Source organism: Bradyrhizobium sp. Pha-3 (assembly GCF_042258615.1).
GTDB lineage: Bacteria > Pseudomonadota > Alphaproteobacteria > Rhizobiales > Xanthobacteraceae > Bradyrhizobium.
In genome coordinates, this window is the sequence record NZ_CP170152.1 from 2,220,496 (window position 1) to 2,238,478 (window position 17,983).

20 protein-coding genes are annotated in these 17,983 nt (G+C 63.0%); 10 read left to right on the forward strand and 10 right to left on the reverse strand.

Annotation, left to right across the window (positions count from 1 at the left end):
• Positions 1–77 precede the first annotated feature (77 nt).
• The 6 genes from hemN to ACE10Z_RS10400 form a co-directional block, all read right to left on the reverse strand.
• A complete protein-coding gene (hemN, locus tag ACE10Z_RS10375) occupies positions 78–1,430 on the reverse strand; it encodes an oxygen-independent coproporphyrinogen III oxidase (RefSeq protein ID WP_375787833.1) in 1,353 nt (450 codons plus the stop codon).
• Positions 1,431–1,485: 55 nt separating this feature from the next.
• Positions 1,486–2,163 (reverse strand): helix-turn-helix domain-containing protein, encoded by a 678-nt coding sequence (locus tag ACE10Z_RS10380; protein ID WP_375787834.1) that lies wholly within the window; start codon positions 2,161–2,163, stop codon positions 1,486–1,488.
• A gap of 173 nt (positions 2,164–2,336) precedes the next feature.
• A complete protein-coding gene (locus tag ACE10Z_RS10385) occupies positions 2,337–2,495 on the reverse strand; it encodes a hypothetical protein (RefSeq protein WP_375787835.1) in 159 nt (52 codons plus the stop codon).
• 25 nt (positions 2,496–2,520) lie between these two features.
• Positions 2,521–3,243, reverse strand: coding sequence for a CBS domain-containing protein (locus ACE10Z_RS10390; protein WP_375787836.1), 723 nt, complete (start codon positions 3,241–3,243; stop codon positions 2,521–2,523).
• A gap of 62 nt (positions 3,244–3,305) precedes the next feature.
• A complete protein-coding gene (locus ACE10Z_RS10395; RefSeq protein WP_375789799.1) occupies positions 3,306–3,599 on the reverse strand; it encodes a c-type cytochrome in 294 nt (97 codons plus the stop codon).
• A gap of 77 nt (positions 3,600–3,676) precedes the next feature.
• Positions 3,677–4,513, reverse strand: a complete 837-nt coding sequence (locus ACE10Z_RS10400; RefSeq protein ID WP_375787837.1) for a universal stress protein — start codon at positions 4,511–4,513, stop codon at positions 3,677–3,679.
• Positions 4,514–4,677: 164 nt separating this feature from the next.
• On the opposite strand from ACE10Z_RS10400, the gene phbB reads away from it, so the two are divergent.
• The 5 genes from phbB (at position 4,678) to ACE10Z_RS10425 (ending at position 8,433) form a co-directional block, all read left to right on the forward strand.
• The gene (gene phbB, locus ACE10Z_RS10405; RefSeq protein WP_375787838.1) at positions 4,678–5,403 is read left to right on the forward strand and encodes an acetoacetyl-CoA reductase; all 726 of its coding nucleotides are present in this window, start codon (positions 4,678–4,680) and stop codon (positions 5,401–5,403) included.
• Between the two features lie 9 nt (positions 5,404–5,412).
• A complete protein-coding gene (locus tag ACE10Z_RS10410; protein ID WP_375787839.1) occupies positions 5,413–5,898 on the forward strand; it encodes a CBS domain-containing protein in 486 nt (161 codons plus the stop codon).
• Positions 5,895–6,275 (forward strand): hypothetical protein, encoded by a 381-nt coding sequence (locus ACE10Z_RS10415; protein ID WP_298365146.1) that lies wholly within the window; start codon positions 5,895–5,897, stop codon positions 6,273–6,275. Before ACE10Z_RS10410 ends, ACE10Z_RS10415 begins: the two co-directional genes overlap by 4 nt.
• 86 nt (positions 6,276–6,361) lie before the next feature.
• Positions 6,362–8,176 (forward strand): PHA/PHB synthase family protein, encoded by a 1,815-nt coding sequence (locus ACE10Z_RS10420; protein ID WP_375787840.1) that lies wholly within the window; start codon positions 6,362–6,364, stop codon positions 8,174–8,176.
• A 53-nt stretch (positions 8,177–8,229) separates the two neighbouring features.
• Positions 8,230–8,433 carry a hypothetical protein gene (locus ACE10Z_RS10425; RefSeq protein ID WP_375787841.1) on the forward strand — a complete coding sequence of 68 codons (204 nt, stop codon included), beginning with the start codon at positions 8,230–8,232 and terminating at the stop codon, positions 8,431–8,433.
• Positions 8,434–8,759: 326 nt separating this feature from the next.
• On the opposite strand, the gene ACE10Z_RS10430 is transcribed toward ACE10Z_RS10425, so the two are convergent.
• The 3 genes from ACE10Z_RS10430 to ACE10Z_RS10440 are packed head-to-tail and all read right to left on the reverse strand — an operon-like array spanning position 8,760 to position 11,644.
• A complete protein-coding gene (locus ACE10Z_RS10430; protein WP_375787842.1) occupies positions 8,760–9,014 on the reverse strand; it encodes a hypothetical protein in 255 nt (84 codons plus the stop codon).
• A 54-nt stretch (positions 9,015–9,068) separates the two neighbouring features.
• Positions 9,069–10,661: an AAA family ATPase gene (locus tag ACE10Z_RS10435; protein ID WP_375787843.1), complete on the reverse strand. Its 1,593-nt coding sequence runs from the start codon at positions 10,659–10,661 to the stop codon at positions 9,069–9,071.
• The gene (locus tag ACE10Z_RS10440; RefSeq protein WP_375787844.1) at positions 10,661–11,644 is read right to left on the reverse strand and encodes a zinc-dependent alcohol dehydrogenase family protein; all 984 of its coding nucleotides are present in this window, start codon (positions 11,642–11,644) and stop codon (positions 10,661–10,663) included. Before ACE10Z_RS10440 ends, ACE10Z_RS10435 begins: the two co-directional genes overlap by 1 nt.
• 132 nt (positions 11,645–11,776) lie before the next feature.
• Here ACE10Z_RS10440 and ACE10Z_RS10445 point away from each other — a divergent pair, with 132 nt between their 5' ends.
• From ACE10Z_RS10445 to ACE10Z_RS10455, 3 genes are all read left to right on the forward strand, one after another.
• A complete protein-coding gene (locus tag ACE10Z_RS10445; RefSeq protein ID WP_298365133.1) occupies positions 11,777–12,250 on the forward strand; it encodes an Hsp20/alpha crystallin family protein in 474 nt (157 codons plus the stop codon).
• Between the two features lie 73 nt (positions 12,251–12,323).
• On the forward strand, positions 12,324–12,800 hold the full coding sequence (locus ACE10Z_RS10450; RefSeq protein ID WP_375787845.1) for an HPP family protein: 477 nt from the start codon (positions 12,324–12,326) through the stop codon (positions 12,798–12,800).
• Positions 12,782–15,553, forward strand: coding sequence for a bifunctional acetate--CoA ligase family protein/GNAT family N-acetyltransferase (locus ACE10Z_RS10455; RefSeq protein ID WP_375787846.1), 2,772 nt, complete (start codon positions 12,782–12,784; stop codon positions 15,551–15,553). The genes ACE10Z_RS10450 and ACE10Z_RS10455 overlap by 19 nt, the downstream gene beginning before the upstream one ends.
• On the opposite strand, the gene ACE10Z_RS10460 is transcribed toward ACE10Z_RS10455, so the two are convergent.
• Positions 15,523–15,933, reverse strand: a complete 411-nt coding sequence (locus tag ACE10Z_RS10460; RefSeq protein ID WP_375787847.1) for a hypothetical protein — start codon at positions 15,931–15,933, stop codon at positions 15,523–15,525. The genes ACE10Z_RS10455 and ACE10Z_RS10460 overlap by 31 nt on opposite strands.
• 182 nt (positions 15,934–16,115) lie before the next feature.
• Here ACE10Z_RS10460 and ACE10Z_RS10465 point away from each other — a divergent pair, with 182 nt between their 5' ends.
• Both ACE10Z_RS10465 and ACE10Z_RS10470 read left to right on the forward strand, forming a co-directional pair.
• The gene (locus tag ACE10Z_RS10465) at positions 16,116–17,228 is read left to right on the forward strand and encodes an MlaE family ABC transporter permease (RefSeq protein WP_375787848.1); all 1,113 of its coding nucleotides are present in this window, start codon (positions 16,116–16,118) and stop codon (positions 17,226–17,228) included.
• 2 nt (positions 17,229–17,230) lie between these two features.
• The gene (locus tag ACE10Z_RS10470) at positions 17,231–17,968 is read left to right on the forward strand and encodes an ABC transporter ATP-binding protein (RefSeq protein ID WP_375787849.1); all 738 of its coding nucleotides are present in this window, start codon (positions 17,231–17,233) and stop codon (positions 17,966–17,968) included.
• Positions 17,969–17,983 lie beyond the last annotated feature (15 nt).

Below are 17,983 nucleotides of genomic sequence, written 5' to 3' on the forward strand. Positions count from 1 at the left end.
CTCGCGGATCTCACTATGCTCTAGCACACGCGTCCCGTCGCTCCCTCGTCGAAAATATTGCCCGCCATGGTCACAACCTAGACCGCTCGGCTGTGCCGGGCCGTGGCGCGGCCAAGGTGAGCGTCGAATGCCGAGGCGACGCTTCGAACCAGGAATTCCGCGTCATCGCTAATCGAGAGGCGATCACCCATCATCGTCACGGCGCCGTCCGCGATCAGCCTGTCGAGCCGGGAACGATCGACGACGGCCGAACCAAGATCCCAGCGGTGCCGGCGGCACATTCCCGGCAGGTCGACGGCCATGTCGCACATGATGCGCTCGATGATATCGGCACGGAAACGGTCCTCTGCGGTCAGCATGTAGCCCTTGACGGTGGCAAGCCGGTCCTCGGCGATGCGCGCAAGGTAGTCGCGTGTCGCGACTGCATTCTGCACGAAGCCCCGCGGCATGCGGCCGATCGCGCTGGCGCCGAGACCAATCAGGGTCTCGGCAGAATCATCGGTGTAGCCCTGGAAGTTACGCCGCAGCCGGCCCTCGCGCTTTGCCATGGCCAGATTGTCGCCGGGGAGCGCGAAATGGTCGAGGCCGATGCGGATGTATCCGGCATCGGTCAGCGCCTGCGCGATTGCTTCGGACTGACGATGCCGCTCGAGACTGTCCGGCAGCGACGCTTCGTCGATCACGCGCTGGTGCTTCTTGAAGGAGGGAATATGGGCATATCCGAACACGGAAAACCGGTCGGGCCGCAGCGCGACGCATTTGTCGACAGTATCCAGGCAGGAAGCGACAGTCTGAGAGGGCAGGCCGTAGAGCAGGTCGAAGTTGATGCGACCGACAGCAGCACGGCGTAGCCGCTCGACCGCTTGCGCGGTCTGCTCAAGGCTCTGCGAACGATTGATGGCGTGCTGAACGACGGGGTCGAAGCTCTGGACGCCAAGGCTCGCGCGGTTGACGCCGCTGTAGCCCAATGCCTCCGCCATCGGCTCGGTCAGGGTGCGCGGATCGATCTCGACGGCGATCTCGGCGTCGGGCTGCACGAAGAACGAGTAACGCAGCGCGCTGACGAGATCGGCGAAGGTTTCGGGCGTCATGATCGTCGGGGTGCCGCCACCGAAATGGATGTGGGAGACGGGCAGTCGCTGACCGACCGCTTCCGCAACGAGGTGTGCTTCGGTGCGAAGGCCGGCGGCGTAAATGGCGACCGGTTCGTCGCGATTGGTGATCGAGGTGTGGCACCCGCAGTACCAGCACATCGACCGGCAAAACGGTACATGCAGGTAGATCGAGGCCGGCCGGCGGGCTGGAACCGACCTCAGCCATGTCCGGTAATCGGCCTCGCCGACCTCCGCAGAAAAATGCGGAGCCGTGGGATAGCTGGTGTAGCGCGGCAGCCTGTCCTGCCCATAGGTGATCGCCAGGTTCGACCGCATTCGATTCCTCGCCTCTCACTCGTGGCCGGTCATCGGAGCCTGGCGCGCCCTTCGCTCACGCCGCCATGGTTCGGTTCGACAGCGCACACTTGCGCAGTTCCACTCGGCGCGAGGTCGGAAGCGAGATCACGCCGTTCTGTTCGAGCTGGGTAAAGGTGCGTGACACCGTTTCGATCGTCAGGCCGAGATAGTCGGCGATATCCTGGCGCGACATCGGAAGCTCGATGGCGGCATTCTTGACGGCGCGGCGCGCCATGTCATGAAGGAATCCGACGACACGATCTTCGGCGCTGCAGATCAGCAGCATCAGATGCTCCTGGAAACGACGCAATTCCTGGGCCGTAGCATCCCACAGCTGCCGTGCGAGGTCCTTTTCGTGAGTCGCACGGACCATGAGCGCGGCGCGCTTGACCACGATGACCCGCGTCTCGGAGACGGCCTCGGCCGAGGAGATATGGGTCTCGCCAGCCTCGAAGCCGAAGATATCCCCGGGCAGATAAAATGCGCCGATCTGGCGACGTCCGTCCTCCAGAACCTTGTAGGTTCGGACGGCGCCGGAAACGACCTGGTAGAGGTATTCCGCGGCCTCGTCCTCGCCGTAGATCTCGCTGTTGCGTGCGAACCGCATCGGCGTCCCAATCATGCCGAAGGGCCCTTCAACGCGCGCCTGCCGGCTGAGGATGCTGGTCGTGTAACGGCTATTCTCGATAGAAACGGCGTTCTGGGTCTGCATGCCGGCACTCCATGGATGGGAAGATCGATGGAGGCAGATTGATCGCATCTCCTGGATCGGGAAATTTGGATGTTTCCCCTAAGTAGAAGCCACTTACGTATTTATACGTAGCTCCCGGATACAGCAGCTTCGTGCCGAGACATCGGTCCCTTGGCGCGAGGCGAAAAGCGGGGCTAGGTCCGATTCTTGTCGGGATAGGCAGCGCGTGTCGTGGCGCGATTCCCGTCCTGTTCCTGACGCCAGCGCGTCGTGCTGCGATCGGCCAGGGCAAGCACGAGCGCAAAGATCGAGAAGATGAGACAGACGGCTGTGACGACAAGCAGCGTGCTCATTGCCATGTTGAGCTCCTCGATCTGATCAGCCGGCCGCCTTGATGTCTTCCGGCGATTCCACATAGTAGCCGGAATAACCGTCGACGAAGCAGAGGTGATCATGGACCTCCTTGACGCCCGAGGTGTTCTCGGCGAGCACGATCGCGGCCTGGCGCGCGCGGTCATCGAAGATCAGGCCGTGCAGATGCACGACGCCGTTGCGCACCCAGACCTGGAAGCCGGCGGGACGCCAGCCGGTGGCGTTGATTTCGCGCAGGATGCGTTCGCGGATATGGCCGTCATCGGCGGTCGGATCGGGAACTTCGCGCGCCAGCGATGCAACAGCCTGCAGGATGTCCGCCCGGGTGACGATTCCGACCATGGTCTTGCCGTTCACGACCGGCACCCGCTTCACGCCATGCTTGTGCATCAGATGCACGATCTCCTCGAGCGGCGTCTGCTCCTCGACGGTGATCGGGTTCGCCGTCATGACATCCTCGACCTTGCGACCGCGCTCGTGCACGAAATCGGTCGCGGCACGACCCACGCCGGTGAACAGTTCCAGCCATGCTGAGCGCTTGTGTCCCGTGCCGATCTCGCCGCGCTGCAGGAAATCTCCCTCGGACACCATGCCCCTGAGCGTGCCGTCTTCGTCCATCACCGGCAGACCGCTGAGGTGGCAACGCAGCATGATGTTGGCCGCATCCAGGATCTTCGTGTGCGGACTGACGGCGATGATATGCTTGGTCATGATCTGATGCGCGCGCATGTCGGACCTCCGTGTTGAGAAACGAACAATAAAGCTTCGCGTGCCCCGCAAGTTGACCTGGCTCAACGGTCTGCCGGGCCGCGCTCCAGAGATTTCAAGAACAGCATGAAGTCGCCCACCTGGTCCGGCTCGAAGCTGAACTGGGGCATCGTCGGATGGCCGGTGACGATCCCTTCCGCCAGCGCTTCCTGCAGCATCTCGACCGGATAGCGTTCGTGCAATGTACGGAACGGTGGTGCGATCTTCAGCGGACTCGGGCTTACCCGGTCGATTGAATGGCAGCGGGCGCAGTAGAGCTGCGCAAGGCGACGGCCTTGTTCCTGGTCGGCGGCGGCCGGAGTCAGCGCGGCGCAGATTGCGCCGATGATGGCGAGGCCGGGAGCGACATGATGCTGAAATGTCCTGGCAGGATGTTTCACGAGAAGGCTCGCGCTTAGTGGGACATCAGGACCGGGACGGTCATCGCACGCAGCATGTCGCGCGTCACACCGCCGAGCAGCGTTTCCTGCAGGCGGGAGTGGCCGTATCCGCCCATCACCAGAAGGTCGAGGCTCTCATCCGCCGCGATCGACAGCAGGATCGACTGAACTTCCGACTTTGACGCCGGCAACGACGTGATCTTGGCCGGAAGCCCTTCCTTCGCAAGATAGCGCACCAGATGATTGGTGGAGCTTTCCGCGGGAATTGGATCAGAGCCGTCGATGGTGATCACGGCGAGAGTATCGGCTGCGCGCAGCAGCGGCATTGCATCGCGAAGGGCGCGGGCAGCAAGCCGGCTGCCGTCCCAGCAGATCCCGATTCGCTTCGCCGAAAATGCGCCGTGGAACGTGTAGGGCATGAACAGGACGGGACCGCCAGCCTGGAATAATAGCTCCCGCGGGATCACGTTGTCGTAGCTGTCGTATTCGCCCAGCGGCTGCACCACCACGGTCAGGTCATGCAGTCGCGCGCTCGCGCAGATGATCTCGCGAGCATCGATGGGGAGCGCACCCACGGCGCGGGCCGTGTAGGATATCCCTGCATTCCGTGCCTCGATATCGAAGACGCGCAGCGCCGCCTCCGCGCGTTCGAGCGCCCGTGCATGTTCAATCTCGAACAGCGAGGCAACCGCCACGCTCCCTTCAACGACGAACGGTACGCTGGCGGTCTCGTAGCCGATCGCCATTGCATCGAGATGCGCGCCGATGCCGCGCGCGAGTGAAATCGATCCGTCGACCGCGGGACGCGGCGACAGCTCGGTCGGAATGTGGACCAGGATGTTCTTGAACATGGGCCGTTCTCCAAAAGGGGTGGACGAGCAAGTGCCATCTGAGCACGGGTCGAGGCGGCCCAATTTGATCTGCCTCATGCGCGTTCGTGGATTCTGATTGAGCGAGATCAATTCATTGCGCGTGTACTTCGCGCAAATGTTGCGCGCAGCTTGGAGGAGCCGGCATGGCGCGCGTCGCATTGGTTACGGGGGGGAGCAGGGGAATTGGCGCGGCGATTTCGCGCGCCCTCGCTGCTGCCGGATGTCGGGTTGCGGCCTGCTATCCCGGAAACGCAGGAGCCGCATTGTCGTTTCAGGATCAAACCGGAATTCCCGTATTCCGGTGGGATGTCGCGAACTTCCAGGCGTGCGCGGCCGGTGTCCGCGAGGTGGAAGCGGCGCTGGGCCCGATCGATATCCTGGTCAACAATGCCGGTATCGTGCGCGACGCCACACTGCATCGAATGACCAAGCCGCAATGGGACGCGGTGATCCGAACCGATCTCGATTCGCTGTTCAACATGTGCCGGCCCCTCATCGAGGGCATGCTGGCGCGCAGGTTCGGGCGGATCATCAACATCTCCTCGATCAATGGGCAGAAGGGCCAGATCGGCCAGACGAATTATGCCGCGGCGAAGGCCGCCGAACTCGGCTTTACCCGCGCGCTCGCGCTTGAAAGCGCCCGGTTCGGGATCACGGTCAATGCAATCTGCCCCGGTTACATCAATACCGAGATGCAGGCCGCGGTGCCGGCCGATGTCATGCAGAACTCCATTCTGCCGCAGATCCCGGTCGGGCGGCTGGGACAGCCGGAAGAAATTGCCCGTGCCGTTGCGTTTCTTGCCGCCGACGAAGCTGGGTTCATCACCGGGTCGACGCTGTCGATCAACGGCGGCCAATACATGTGCTGAAGAGGAGGGATGACGATGCTCGCAACCGATGTGATGCGCAGTTCATTCGCGTCGATCAAGCCGACTGCCACGGTGCTCAACGCCGTCGAGCTGCTGCTTGAAACCGATCAGCGCGGCCTGCCGGTGATCGACGATGCCGGCGACCTCGTCGGCATGGTGTCCGAGGGCGATTTCCTCCACCGCGACGAGCTTGGTATCAGCCCGCCGTCGGGAAACTGGCTGGAGTCTCTGCTCGGCATTGCGGAGAATACGCCTGAACGCGAGCGCATGCGTACCCTGCGGGTCGGTTCGCTCATGAGTTCTTCTCCGATCACCGTCGATGTCGAGGCATCGATCGAGGACGTCGTCGCGCAAATGGATATCTACGACGTTGCCCAGATCCCGGTGATCTGCGCCGGAACCGTCGTCGGTATCGTTAGTCGCCGGGAGCTACTGGCGGCATTGGCGATCCGATTAAGAGAAGCAGAGAAAGCAAGCACCGGAGTGACTTCATGAGCGAGATAGCTGTCCAATCGCATTCACACGCCGTCGTTTGGATCGACCACCTTATTGCGAAGATCTTCGGCATCGGGCTGACAGGCATAAGCGCGACGGCCGTCCACGCTCACTTGCCCTCGCAGCACCTGCATCACAAGGCGAATACCGTCGGCGATGGCCGCGTGCAGGCCGATGCAACATTTCTCGCCCGGGTAGGGGAGGCCGTAAGCGGTTGCAGCGATTTGCTCGTCATCGGTCCAGGTATCGAGAAGGCCGAGCTGACGCAGTATCTCAAGGCGGAGCGGCCCGACCTCAATTTGCATGTTGAGCCGAGCGATCATCCCACCGACGCGGAGATCGTGGCGATGGGTCGGAAGCGGTTCCGCCTTGGCTGAGCGGCAACGGCCCGGCGTCTGAACAGTTGCCAGACCGAAAGATTGATTGCGCCCGAGCCCATCCGGCTCGGGCAAGGAGGCGAGCGATGACAGTCCAAGCAGTTCTCGACCAACCCACATCTGCCGCTAACGACGACGTGGCGGCTGCGAGAGCGCCTGCTTCGGCGCCGCCCCAGGGCGAGGCACTAGTTGCTGCGGAATCGATCGACCAACTGGTTCACGCGGCAATGGCGCGATGGACCGGGGGGCTTTCACCGGCCAGCCTCGCGCTCGCTTTCGCCGATTGGCAACTCCATCTGGCGGCCTCACCCGGCAAACGGCTTCAGCTGGCGCTGGATGCGGTTGCTGAAGGCTCGCGTTTCGCGCGCATGGTGTCGACGCCGCATGCTGCCTGGCAGCCCTGGTTCATGGTCAAGCCTCAACCGGGCGACAACCGGTTCGCCGGCCAAGACTGGACATTGCCGGCCTTCAACGTCATGGCGCAGGCATTCCTGCTGGGTGAGCAATGGTGGCATTCGGCGACCAGCGGCCTGCGCGGCGTCACAAAAGCAAATGCAGCGGTCGTGGAGTTCACCGTCCGCCAATGTTTCGATGTCGTGGCGCCGTCCAACTTTGCGTTCAGCAATCCCGAGGTGCTGCGGCGGGCAATGGATTCAGGTGGCGGCAACTTCGTGTCGGGCTGGCATAACTGGCTGGAAGATTGCCGGGACCTGTTGAGCGCCAGGCCGTCCGGACCGGCCCCATTTGTGGTCGGCAAGGACGTTGCCGCGACCAAGGGCAAGGTTGTCTACCGGAATGAGCTGATCGAGCTCATCCAATACGCACCCGAGACGGCCGACGTTTGCCCCGAACCGGTACTTATCGTGCCGGCGTGGATCATGAAGTACTACATCCTCGATCTCTCGCCGCAGAATTCGCTCGTACGGTTCCTGGTCGAGCGCGGCTTCACCGTGTTCATGATCTCGTGGCGAAATCCTGGCCCGGCCGATCGCGACCTTAGCCTCGATCACTATCGCAAGCTCGGGGTCGACGCGGCGATCGACGTGATCAATCGGCTCGCCCCTGAACGCGCAATCCATGCCGCTGGCTACTGCCTCGGTGGGACGCTGCTCGCAATAGCAGCAGCTCGGCTGCAGAAGGAGCGGCCCGGCTGCCTGCGCTCGGTAACGCTCTTGGCAGCCCAGGTCGATTTCACCGACGCCGGCGAGCTGACGCTCTTCATCAATGAAAGCCAGGTCGCGTTCCTCGAGGATATGATGCGGCAGCGCGGCGTGCTCGAGACGGCGCAGATGGCCGGTGCGTTCCAGTTGCTGCGGTCGAACGACATGATCTGGTCGCGCCTGGTGCGTGACTATCTCATAGGCGAGCGCGCCACGCCGAGTGACCTGATGTCATGGAATGCCGACGCCACGCGCATGCCCTACCGGATGCATTCGGACTATCTGCGCAAGCTGTTTCTCAATAACGACCTTGCCGAGGGCCGCTATTTGGTGGACGGACAGCCGGTAGCGCTTTCCGATCTTCGTGTTCCCATGTTCGCGGTCGGCACTGTCCGCGATCACGTCGCGCCCTGGCGGTCGGTTCACAAGATTCACCTGTTGGCCGATGCCGACATCGCCTTCGTGCTGGCGAGCGGCGGTCACAACGCCGGCATCGTTGCTCCACCGTCGGAGGAGGGGCACAGCTATCAGTTGTTGGAGAAGAGGGCGGATCAACCCTATGTCGGCCCGGACGAGTGGCTGCGGAAGGCGGCCCATCGCGACGGATCCTGGTGGCTGGAGTGGGTTCGCTTCCTCACGGCGCATTCGGGTGCGTGGGTGCCGGCGCAGTCGGCGCTTCACGCGCCCGAGGGTGTACCGTCGCTCGGTGATGCGCCGGGACAGTACGTCCTCCAGCATTGAAACGTCGCACCGGCTTGATCTGTCGCAAATCCTCACCGCCGCGAGCCGCTAGGATGGAAAAGGTCGCATCAGGTTGCAGCGAGAAAGCCATGAGTCTGATCCTTCGCGTTTTCTTCATACTTGCGGGATCCATCGCCGCGCTGTTCGTCGCGCGCGATTCTCTGAACTTTGACATCATGCAAATGTTCGTGGCTATCCTGTTCGTGATCGGGCTCGTGTTGGCCGGCAGTCTCTGGAGCCTGTGGCGACAAACGTGACAGCTCGAGCTCGGTCGATGGCCTTGGGATTGGGGCGTCCGTTATGGTTCGCTGGTATCGGCGCCATTCGCCCATAATATTTGCTATTGCACTTCACGTGCGCGTTGGATCGGTGATGCAGTAGGGCTCGAAACGACTGGGCGCGCGGCGTCGGATCCTAATCGGAGGGGAGGTCGAAGAGGGCTTCGCTGGGTTGGCCCAGATCGTTTCGGCCCAGTTCGGAACGGTATCGCCACGGGGCGATCCGCCCGCCGAGGGCCGGCTGTTCAGGCCGGCCTTCGGAAAGCAGGTGGCGGATGGCGTCGATACATCCGGAATGGAAACGTCTATCGTCCTTCGAGCTCATTAGAACCCTTGGTGATGTTCATGAACATCAGGGCTATTGCAGACGCGGCAGCAACAAATGCCGCGGTCCATCTGACGGTGGAGACGGCAAAGACGGCGTCAAGCCGCCAGCTTGTGGGTGCCGGCTCGGTCGAGGCAAGCGGTATCACGTCCGGAAAGTACCAATTGCAGAATAGAGCGAGCACGACCGCGAGGATCGCACTACCGACAAAGATGAAGGTTAATCGCCGCTTCATGGAACTCCTCCTGTCAATGGGACAATGTTGCCAGACCTGACGGCATCGACCAATTCAGGAGTTTCCCTTAGGCGATGTACCGCTCGCCCGTTCTGTCGGGGACGCCAGCAGGCGGGAAGTACTGCGTTCAAGCGTGGTGGCGGGCGTGCCGGAAGCGTCTACGATACCCCAATCGATCATTCCGGTTTCAATGTTGTCCTGGATCAGGACTACATCGGACGTCGCGTCCGACGCGTCGTTTTGCCGCGATGCCACGCGGTGCAGCCGTGCGGCGCGCCCGGCGGTCAAGAAAATGCCGCGAAAGTCGACTTTGGCGTCGCGAGCAACCGCTTCCGCGGCATCACGCTCCACCGGCTTCAGGAAGGCCGCATCGAGTATGACCGAAACTCCCTGGCCTAATGTGTACGCGGCATGCTTGAGCATGGCCCGATAGACGCGATCGGAAGCATCGGCCGTATATGTCGTTGCGGGTAAAACTGTGTGCTCGCTCACGCCGTGGATTTGTTTGCGAATGACGTCCGATCGTAGGACGAGCGCGCCCGGCGGCGGCGCGATCAGATGCGCCATGTCGCGCGCCAGCACGCTCTTGCCGGTGCCGGACTTCCCGCCAACTGCAATTAGGCGGGGCGGCTCCGGTTCAATGAGCCGGCGTGCAAGCTCGAAATAGCGCCTAGCTTGGGCGCCGATCGCTTGATCGAGCTGGTGTTGCCGTGCCTTGGTGAAGAGCACGTTGGCCCGGATCGCTGCGCGCATTGATAGGAACAGTGGCAGCAAACACAACGCACCTGATTGCGTGTCCCAGGCGGTCTGCATGTAGCTATTGAACAGCCTGTTGGCCACGGTCTCCCGTCTGAAGTACAGCAGGTCCATCACGGGGAATGCGAGGTCGTAGAGGACGTCGGTCGTCGCGATATTGGGGTCGAACTCGATCGCATCGAACAGAATGGGCTCGCCGTCGAGCAGGACGATGTTGCCGAGATGTGCGTCGCCGTGACAGTGCCGGACCTGCCCAGCTGCGGCGCGGCGGCGCAGCAGTTCGAGGTTGCGCGCGAGGGCCTGATGACTCAGTTCGTGCAATCTATCGACTTCCTCCCGGGAGAGAACTGGCTCGGCGCAAAACTGCTTCGTATTGCGATCGATGATGACAGGGAGCGAGGCAAGCCATGGGGATCCTTCGTGTCCGGTTGCAGTCCGGTGGGATTCGAGCAGGATAGCGGCCAGTCTCTCGCCGAACTCCGGCCGGATTGCATCTTGCTGGGCAAGATGATCGAGCGTCTTGTTTTCGTCGAAGCGAGCCATTTCGACGGCCCATTCGACAACCGGTCCGGTCCCCCCGATCGCAAGACCATCGCGTCCACGCGTGATCGGAACCAGCCTGCGATAGATGGAAGGGGCGTGGCGCTTGTTGACCGCAATCTCATCCTCGCAAGCCCGCCGCCGCTTCTCCAATGTCGAGAAGTCGAGATAGGGCAGCTTGACCGCTCGCTTGATCTTCAGGACGCGCGAAGGTTCGAGAAAGACGATCGAACAATGGGTGTCGATCCGTTGCACCGGTCCATGCGGCTGGATATCGCCGGCCAAAAACGACAATACGGCGGCCTGGCCAGTCTCGCCTGTGGCAGCCTCGGTCGGTGATGCCGGCTTCATCATGGCTTCAAGACGGCTGCACCGACGAACTTGCCGTCCCGCAAGCTCGCAAGTGCTTCATTCGCCTGATCCAAGGGAAAGACGGTGACGTGCGTCCGGATTCCGGCCTTTGCCGCCGTCTTGAGAAAGTCGATGCCATCCTGTCGCGTCAGGTTGGCAACGGAGACGATCTGCCGTTCACCCCAAAGGATGTCGTAGGGAAAGCTCGGGATATCCGACATGTGAATGCCGGCACAGACCACGCGTCCGCCCTTTCGTAGCGCGCGCAGCGCAAGCGGGACAAGCGGCCCGGCCGGGGCATAGATGATTGCGGCATCAAGCTCGGCCGGCGGCCGATCTTCTGAAGCTCCCGCCCAGCATGCGCCGAGCGATAATGCCAAGTGCTGGGCCTCGGTGTCGCCTGCGCGGGTGAAAGCGTACACATCCCGCCCTTGCCAACGCGCCACTTGCGCGACGATATGTCCCGCCGCGCCAAAACCGTAGATGCCGAGTTTGCGGCCGTCGCCAGCCATCACCAGGGAGCGCCAGCCGATCAGGCCGGCGCACAGCAGGGGTGCCAGCTCCGCATCCTCGCCGTCTTCGCCGAGCGGAAAGCAGTAGCGCGCGTCTGCCACCAGGTGGGTGGCAAAGCCGCCGTCCCGCGTATAGCCGGTGAACAGAGGAGCGTCGCAGAGGTTTTCCTTGCCTTCCCGGCAGTAGGGACAATGCCCGCAGGTCGATCCGAGCCAGGGGACGCCGACGCGTGCACCGAGATGCAGACCGTCTACGCCGTCACCGATCGCGTCGATACGGCCAACCACCTCATGGCCGGGAACGATCGGATAGGCGATGTCGGGCAGTTCTCCGTCGACGACATGCAGGTCGGTGCGGCAAACGCCACACGCATTGATCTTGACGCGCACCTCGCCCGGGCCAGGAATCGGATCGGGCCGCTCGGTATATTGCAGCCGCGCGCCGCGCGCGGGCAGGATCATGGCGTGCATGACGGAACTCGCTAGGGTCTTCGCCCTTCCTTTGATCACATGACATTGACCCGGTTTTGATCCTGGTCAACGGCCGGGCGGCTGTTCCTGATTAGCTTTGCGTAGCGAGCAACTCCCAAACAGGAGGTCCTGATGGTCAAGGACGTGATCCCCGTTGGAACCGAGCGCGCCATGGCGCGGCGGGAAAATAACCCCTTCACATTTCTGCAGCAGGAGATCGACCGGCTGTTCGATGGATTCGGTCGCAACTTCCCGGCGTTCGCCGCGCCGCAGGCGATGATGCCGCGCATGGACGTCAGCGAGACCGACAAGACCGTCGAGATCTCCGCCGAGCTGCCCGGCCTCGAGACCAAAGACGTTCAACTCAACCTTGCCGACAACATGCTCACGATCCGGGGCGAGAAGAAGAGCGAGCGCGAGGAGCAGGACAAGGACTATCACCTGATCGAGCGCAGCTTCGGCGCATTCTCGCGGTCCGTTGCATTGCCCGAGGGCGTCAAGGCGGAGGATGTCAGCGCCGAAATCGCCAAGGGCGTGCTCAAGGTCACCGTCAAGAAGCCGGCTCCCAGGCAGAGCAAGCAGATCGACATCAAGACGGCGGCGTAACCGCCTTGCGAGCGCGTCGCCCGTCGGCGAGCGACGTGCCCGCCAAATAGCCATCTATCCAAGGGGATCAGCCATGTACGAGTTTCTCCAGGAAACCGTCGCGAGCAATATGACGAAGTCGGTGCGAAGTGTCGCCCCCGAGATGACCGTCGGCGACTTGTACCGGTTGTTCGCAGAAGACGACTATGACGCCTATCCCGTGCTCCGCGACGATGTCGTGGTCGGGTTCGTCACGAAACTCGACGCCCTGAAGGTGTTCGCCTGTCCGACCGATCACATCTTGCCACGTTACGACGATCGGATGGGAACGACGGTCGATGAGATCATGTCATCAGATGTGATCGCGGTCGAGCCGGACACAAATCTGCAGCGTGTTCTGCAGATGTTGGTCGCACATCGGCTCAAGAGCCTGCCCGTGATTGACAAGTATCGCCACCTGGTTGGAATCATTGCTCGCGAGGATGTCATGCGGGCTCTGGCGCGCTGCACGAAGCGGCAGGCGCCTCCGCTCGTTCCCTGCGAGACCGTCCGATGTCTACGTTTGGTCTAGAACGGGTTCTTTCGCCTCGAACGGTCGCGCTTGTCGGCGGCAGTTCGCGTCCATCTTCGCTCGGCCTGGCGGTGCTCATGAACCTCAAGGCGTGCGGCCTTCCCGGCCGCATCGCCGTGGTCAATCCGAACTACTCTGCGATCGACGGCGAGGTTACATTCCCGGATCTCAAGTCACTTCCATTCGTTCCGGACCTCCTTGCGATCACGGCGCCCGCGGCCGCGATTCCCGGAATCATCGCGGACGCTGCTGCGGTCGGTGTCGCCGGTGCGGTGATCCTGTCCGCCGGTCTCGGGCACGGCGCCGGCTCGCTTGCCGAGACGGTCGCGGAGACGGCGCGCAAGCACGGTATGCGCCTGATCGGACCGAACTGTCTCGGCGTCATGGTGCCGCGCGCAAAGCTCAATGCGAGCTTTGCCGCGCATCAGCCCGCCGAAGGGCGTCTTGCCCTGATCTCGCAGTCCGGGGCCGTCGCTGCAGCGATGATCGAATGGGCGGCAGAGCGGCGGCTCGGCTTTTCCGGCGTCGTATCGATCGGAGACCAGCTCGACGTCGATGTCGCTGATTTGCTCGACTATTTCGCGCAGGACGATCACACCAACGCGATCCTGCTCTACATCGAGGCCGTCAAGGACGCGCGCAAGTTCATGTCGGCCGCGCGCGCCGCGGCGCGGATCAAGCCTCTGATTGTCGTGAAAGCGGGCCGGATGGCGCAGGGTGCCAAGGCCGCAGCCACCCATACCGGAGCGCTGGCCGGTTCGGACGCCGTCTATGATGCGGCGTTCCGAAGGGCCGGCATGCTGCGCGTATACGACCTTCGGGAATTGTTCGACTGCGCCGAGTTGCTTGGCCGCGGCTTCGTTCCGCGCGGCAACCGGCTGTCGATCCTGACCAATGGCGGCGGGCTCGGCATCCTCGCGATCGACCGGCTCGTTGAGCTCGGGGGCGTTCCGGCGAGCCTGTCGGCGGAGACGATTGCGGCGCTCGATCGGGTTCTGCGGCAAGGCTGGTCTCGCGCCAACCCCGTCGATATCTCCGGCGATGCCGATGCGGCCCGCTACGTATCTGCACTCGGCGTGCTGCTTGAGGACGCCAACAGCGACGCCGTGCTGGTCATGAATGTGGAAACGGCGGTCGCGCCGACCGAAGGAATCGCCGAAGCGGTGGCACAATGTGTTCGGGACCGTCGGACCGGGAAGAGTGACGTTGCCGCGCTGGTGCTTGCATCGTGGGATGGTGCCGACGAGCGCACCGCGGCAACCTTCGAAGCTGCCCGCGTCCCGCATTTTCCCACCGAAGATGACGCGGTGCGCGCTTTCATGTATTTGGTGAGATATCGTGAGGCCTCCATCGCGCTGGCGGCAACTCCGCCGAGTATCGCCTCGACGTTTGCGCCGGAGACGGCGGCGGCGCGGCGCGTGATCGCGAAAGCGCTGTCCGAGGGGCGGGGATGGCTCGACCCAGTCGAAATCGTGGCCCTGTTCAAGGCGTACGATATTCCAATCGTTCCGACGGTCGCCGCCCGTGACGCCGACGATGCCGCAGACAAGGCTGCGCCGTTTCTGGCCCAGGGACTTGCGGTTGCGGTCAAGGTGTTCTCCCGCGACATCAGCCACAAGTCGGATGTCGGCGGCGTCATCCTCGGCTTGCGGACGCGCGAACGTGTCGTCGAGGCAGCGAGGGTAGTATTGTCGCGCGCTCGTGCCGCGCGGCCGGATGCCGTCCTGCAAGGCGTGACGATCCAGCCGATGATCGAGCGACGGGCGGCACGCGAATTGCTCCTCGGCATTGCCGACGATCCGACCTTCGGTCCCGTGATCGTGTTTGGCCGCGGTGGCACCGCGGTCGAGGTGATCAACGACAAGGCGCTGGCGCTGCCACCGCTCGACATGAACCTGGCGTGCGACCTGGTGAGCCGGACACGGGTCTCGCGGCTTCTGGCTGCCTATCGCGATGTGCCCGCTGTCCCGGCCGAGGTCGTGCCCCTCACCCTCGTCAAGCTGGCGCAGATGGCGGCCGATATTCCGGAAGTCGCAGAGCTCGACATCAATCCGCTACTGGCGGACGAGGCCGGCGTGCTGGCGCTCGATGCACGCGTGGCAATCCGCAAGCCTACGCGCTTGTTTGCCGGCCAGACTCGTCTCGCAGTGCGACCCTACCCGTCGCAGTGGGAGGGCGAGCTTGCCCTAAGGGATGGCTCGCGCGTGGTGGTAAGGCCGTTGCGGCCGGAAGATGAGCCCATGGTCGAGAGCTTCTTCAAGCGAGTGAGCGCCGAGGATCTCAGGCTTCGCTTCTTTCAGGCGATGAAGAATTTTTCGCACGCGTTTATTGCGCGGCTGACCCAACTCGACTACGCGCGTGCGATGGCCTTTGCGGCGCTGGATCCAGGTACGGGTGCTATGGTCGGAGCGGTCCAGCTTCATTCGGACTCGCTCTATGAGAATGCCGAGTATGCTATCCTGTTGCAGTCTGATCTCAAGGGCAAAGGACTTGGATGGGCGCTGATGCAGCTCCTGATCCGTTATGCGAAGTCGGAAGGGCTGAAGCGGCTGTCCGGCGAAGTACTGGCCGAGAACGCCACCATGCTGTGCATGTGCCATGAGATCGGGTTCACCGCGGCCACGGAGCCGACCGATCACAGGATCGTCAATGTCGTCCTCGACCTCTCTCTTCCGGCGGTGGATGCCTTGGGCGTCGACATCCTGATCCGGCGCAGTCGCGATCAAAGCGGCGTGACGGCAACGACACGATAGGGATGCATGCCATCCGCCTCGCGGACGGAGACATACTCGCCGAGCCGGAAGCGCTCATTGCCGAAATGATAGCCGGCTTCATCGGCTGTCGAACCGGTCACGTCGTAATGGAAGCGCCAGTTGCCGCCCGGACCATGAACGAGGTGACCGAGCTGGTCGTCTTCCGCGGGGCGCTGACGAACGACGCGGCACGCCTCGCGGTGGGCTTTCCAGGCTTCGACATCGATCCGCGATGCCGTGTCGAGCGGGGCGACGATGATATAGCCGATCGCGGACGTGCCTTCGGGGTGATCATGCTCGCGCGCGCGTTCGAGCCGAACCTGCCTGAACGAGTGCGGCAACGCAGTGTTTTGCAGAGGCGTGAAGGCGGCGCGATTCATCAGAAGTCTCCCTGAACATGCCCGAGGCTGCCGGGCAACCTATCCAATTCTAGTGCCGCGGCTCGCCAAGCCGTTGATTTGGCTCAAGCGCATGTCCGGGGGGCACCGCGAGGCCGGTTGCGCTGGGTCAAACACAGCCGTCTCCAGCAGCCTAAGGTGAACTGCAAATTGGAGTCCGAATCTTGCTCAACGCCCCGGCCCTGACAGCGAATGCGGACGATCCGCGCGTGCTTACCGCATGTGGGGCCTGGAACGTTGCCAACGTCGAAGCGCTGGAGCGGCTGTGTGCGAACGCCGCGCGTACCGATATCGGCTCGATCGATGTACGTCGCGTCACCGCGCTCGATACCGTCGGGGCTTGGCTTCTCGAAAGGCTGGCCCGCGGCGGTGCGGCCAGGGCAGCGCTCACCGGAGCCGATGGTCCATATGGCGACCTGCTGGAAGAGGTGCGCGGGCTGAACCGTTCCGGCCCCGGCGAACGCAGATCAGTCAACCCGTTGCTGCAGAGGCTCGACCAGCTCGGCCGCGGCAGCAGGCGGCTGGCGTCCGATTCGGCGGCATTCCTGCATATGCTCGGCGCCTTCAGCGCAGCGCTGCTCGGCATTCTCAGGCATCCGCGATCGTTCCGATTGACGTCGACCGTCTATCAACTCGGCCGGGTGGGCTGGCAAGCGGTGCCGATCATGGCGCTGATCACATTCCTGATCGGCGCCATCATTGCTCAACAGGGGATCTTCCATTTCCGCCGCTTCGGCGCGGAATCCTACGTCGTCGACATGGTCGGCATCCTCGTGCTGCGCGAGATTGGCGTGCTGATCGTGGCCATCATGGTGGCCGGACGCTCGGGCAGTGCCTATACCGCCGAGATCGGTGCGATGAAGATGCGCGAGGAGATCGATGCGCTCAGCACCATGGGGCTCGATCCCGTCGCAGTCCTGATCCTGCCGCGAATCCTGGCACTGGTGGTGGCGCTGCCGATCCTCGCCTTTCTCGGCTCGCTCGCGGCGCTCTATGGCGGCGGGCTCATCGCCTGGCTCTATGGCGGCATGAGTCCGGCGATCTTCATCGCACGCCTTCACGACGCGGTTTCAATCACTCATTTCGACGTCGGCATCATCAAAGCGCCATTCATGGCACTCGTGATTGGGCTTGTCGCGGCGGTGGAGGGATTGAGTGTCAAGGGCAGCGCGGAATCGCTGGGACAGCAGACGACAGCCTCGGTCGTAAAATCGATCTTCCTGGTGATCGTACTCGACGGGTTGTTCGCGGTCTTCTTCGCCTCGATCGGGATGTAACCATGGCCGACACGCCAGCGATCCATATCCGCGACCTCGTGGTCGGCTTCGGCGAGAAGATCATCCTCGATCATCTCGATCTCGACGTGAACGACGGCGAAATTCTCGGCCTCGTGGGCGCGTCGGGCGGCGGAAAGTCGGTGCTGATGCGGACATTGGTCGGCCTGCTTCCGAAGCGGAGCGGGCAGATCGATTTCGCGGGCGACGGCGATGACGAACGTCGCTGGGGCGTGCTGTTCCAGCAGGGCGCGCTGTTCTCGGCCTTGACGGCTCGCCAGAACATCCAGTTTCCGCTGCGCGAGCGCGCGCGGCTGTCGCCAGGGCTGCTGGACGAAATTGCGGACGCGAAGCTCGAGATGGTCGGGCTTTCGCGCGAAGACGGGGACAAGTATCCGTCCGAGCTCTCGGGCGGCATGACCAAGCGGGTTGCGCTCGCGCGGGCACTGGCGCTCGACCCCTCGCTCCTGTTTCTCGATGAGCCAACGTCCGGGCTCGATCCCATCGCTGCGGGCGAATTCGATACCTTGATCCGGACGTTGCACCGGACGTTGCGTTTCACCGTGTTCATGGTGACGCACGACTTGAACAGCCTGCAAGCCGTCTGCGACCGCGTCGCCGCGCTTGCCGACGGCAAGATCGCAGCAATCGGGCGGCTGTCATCGGTACTCAAGTCCGATCACCCCTGGGTCCAGGCTTACTTTCACGGAGCCCGGGCGCAGAAGCTTGGCCTCGGCAATTAGGCAGAGAGAGACGCA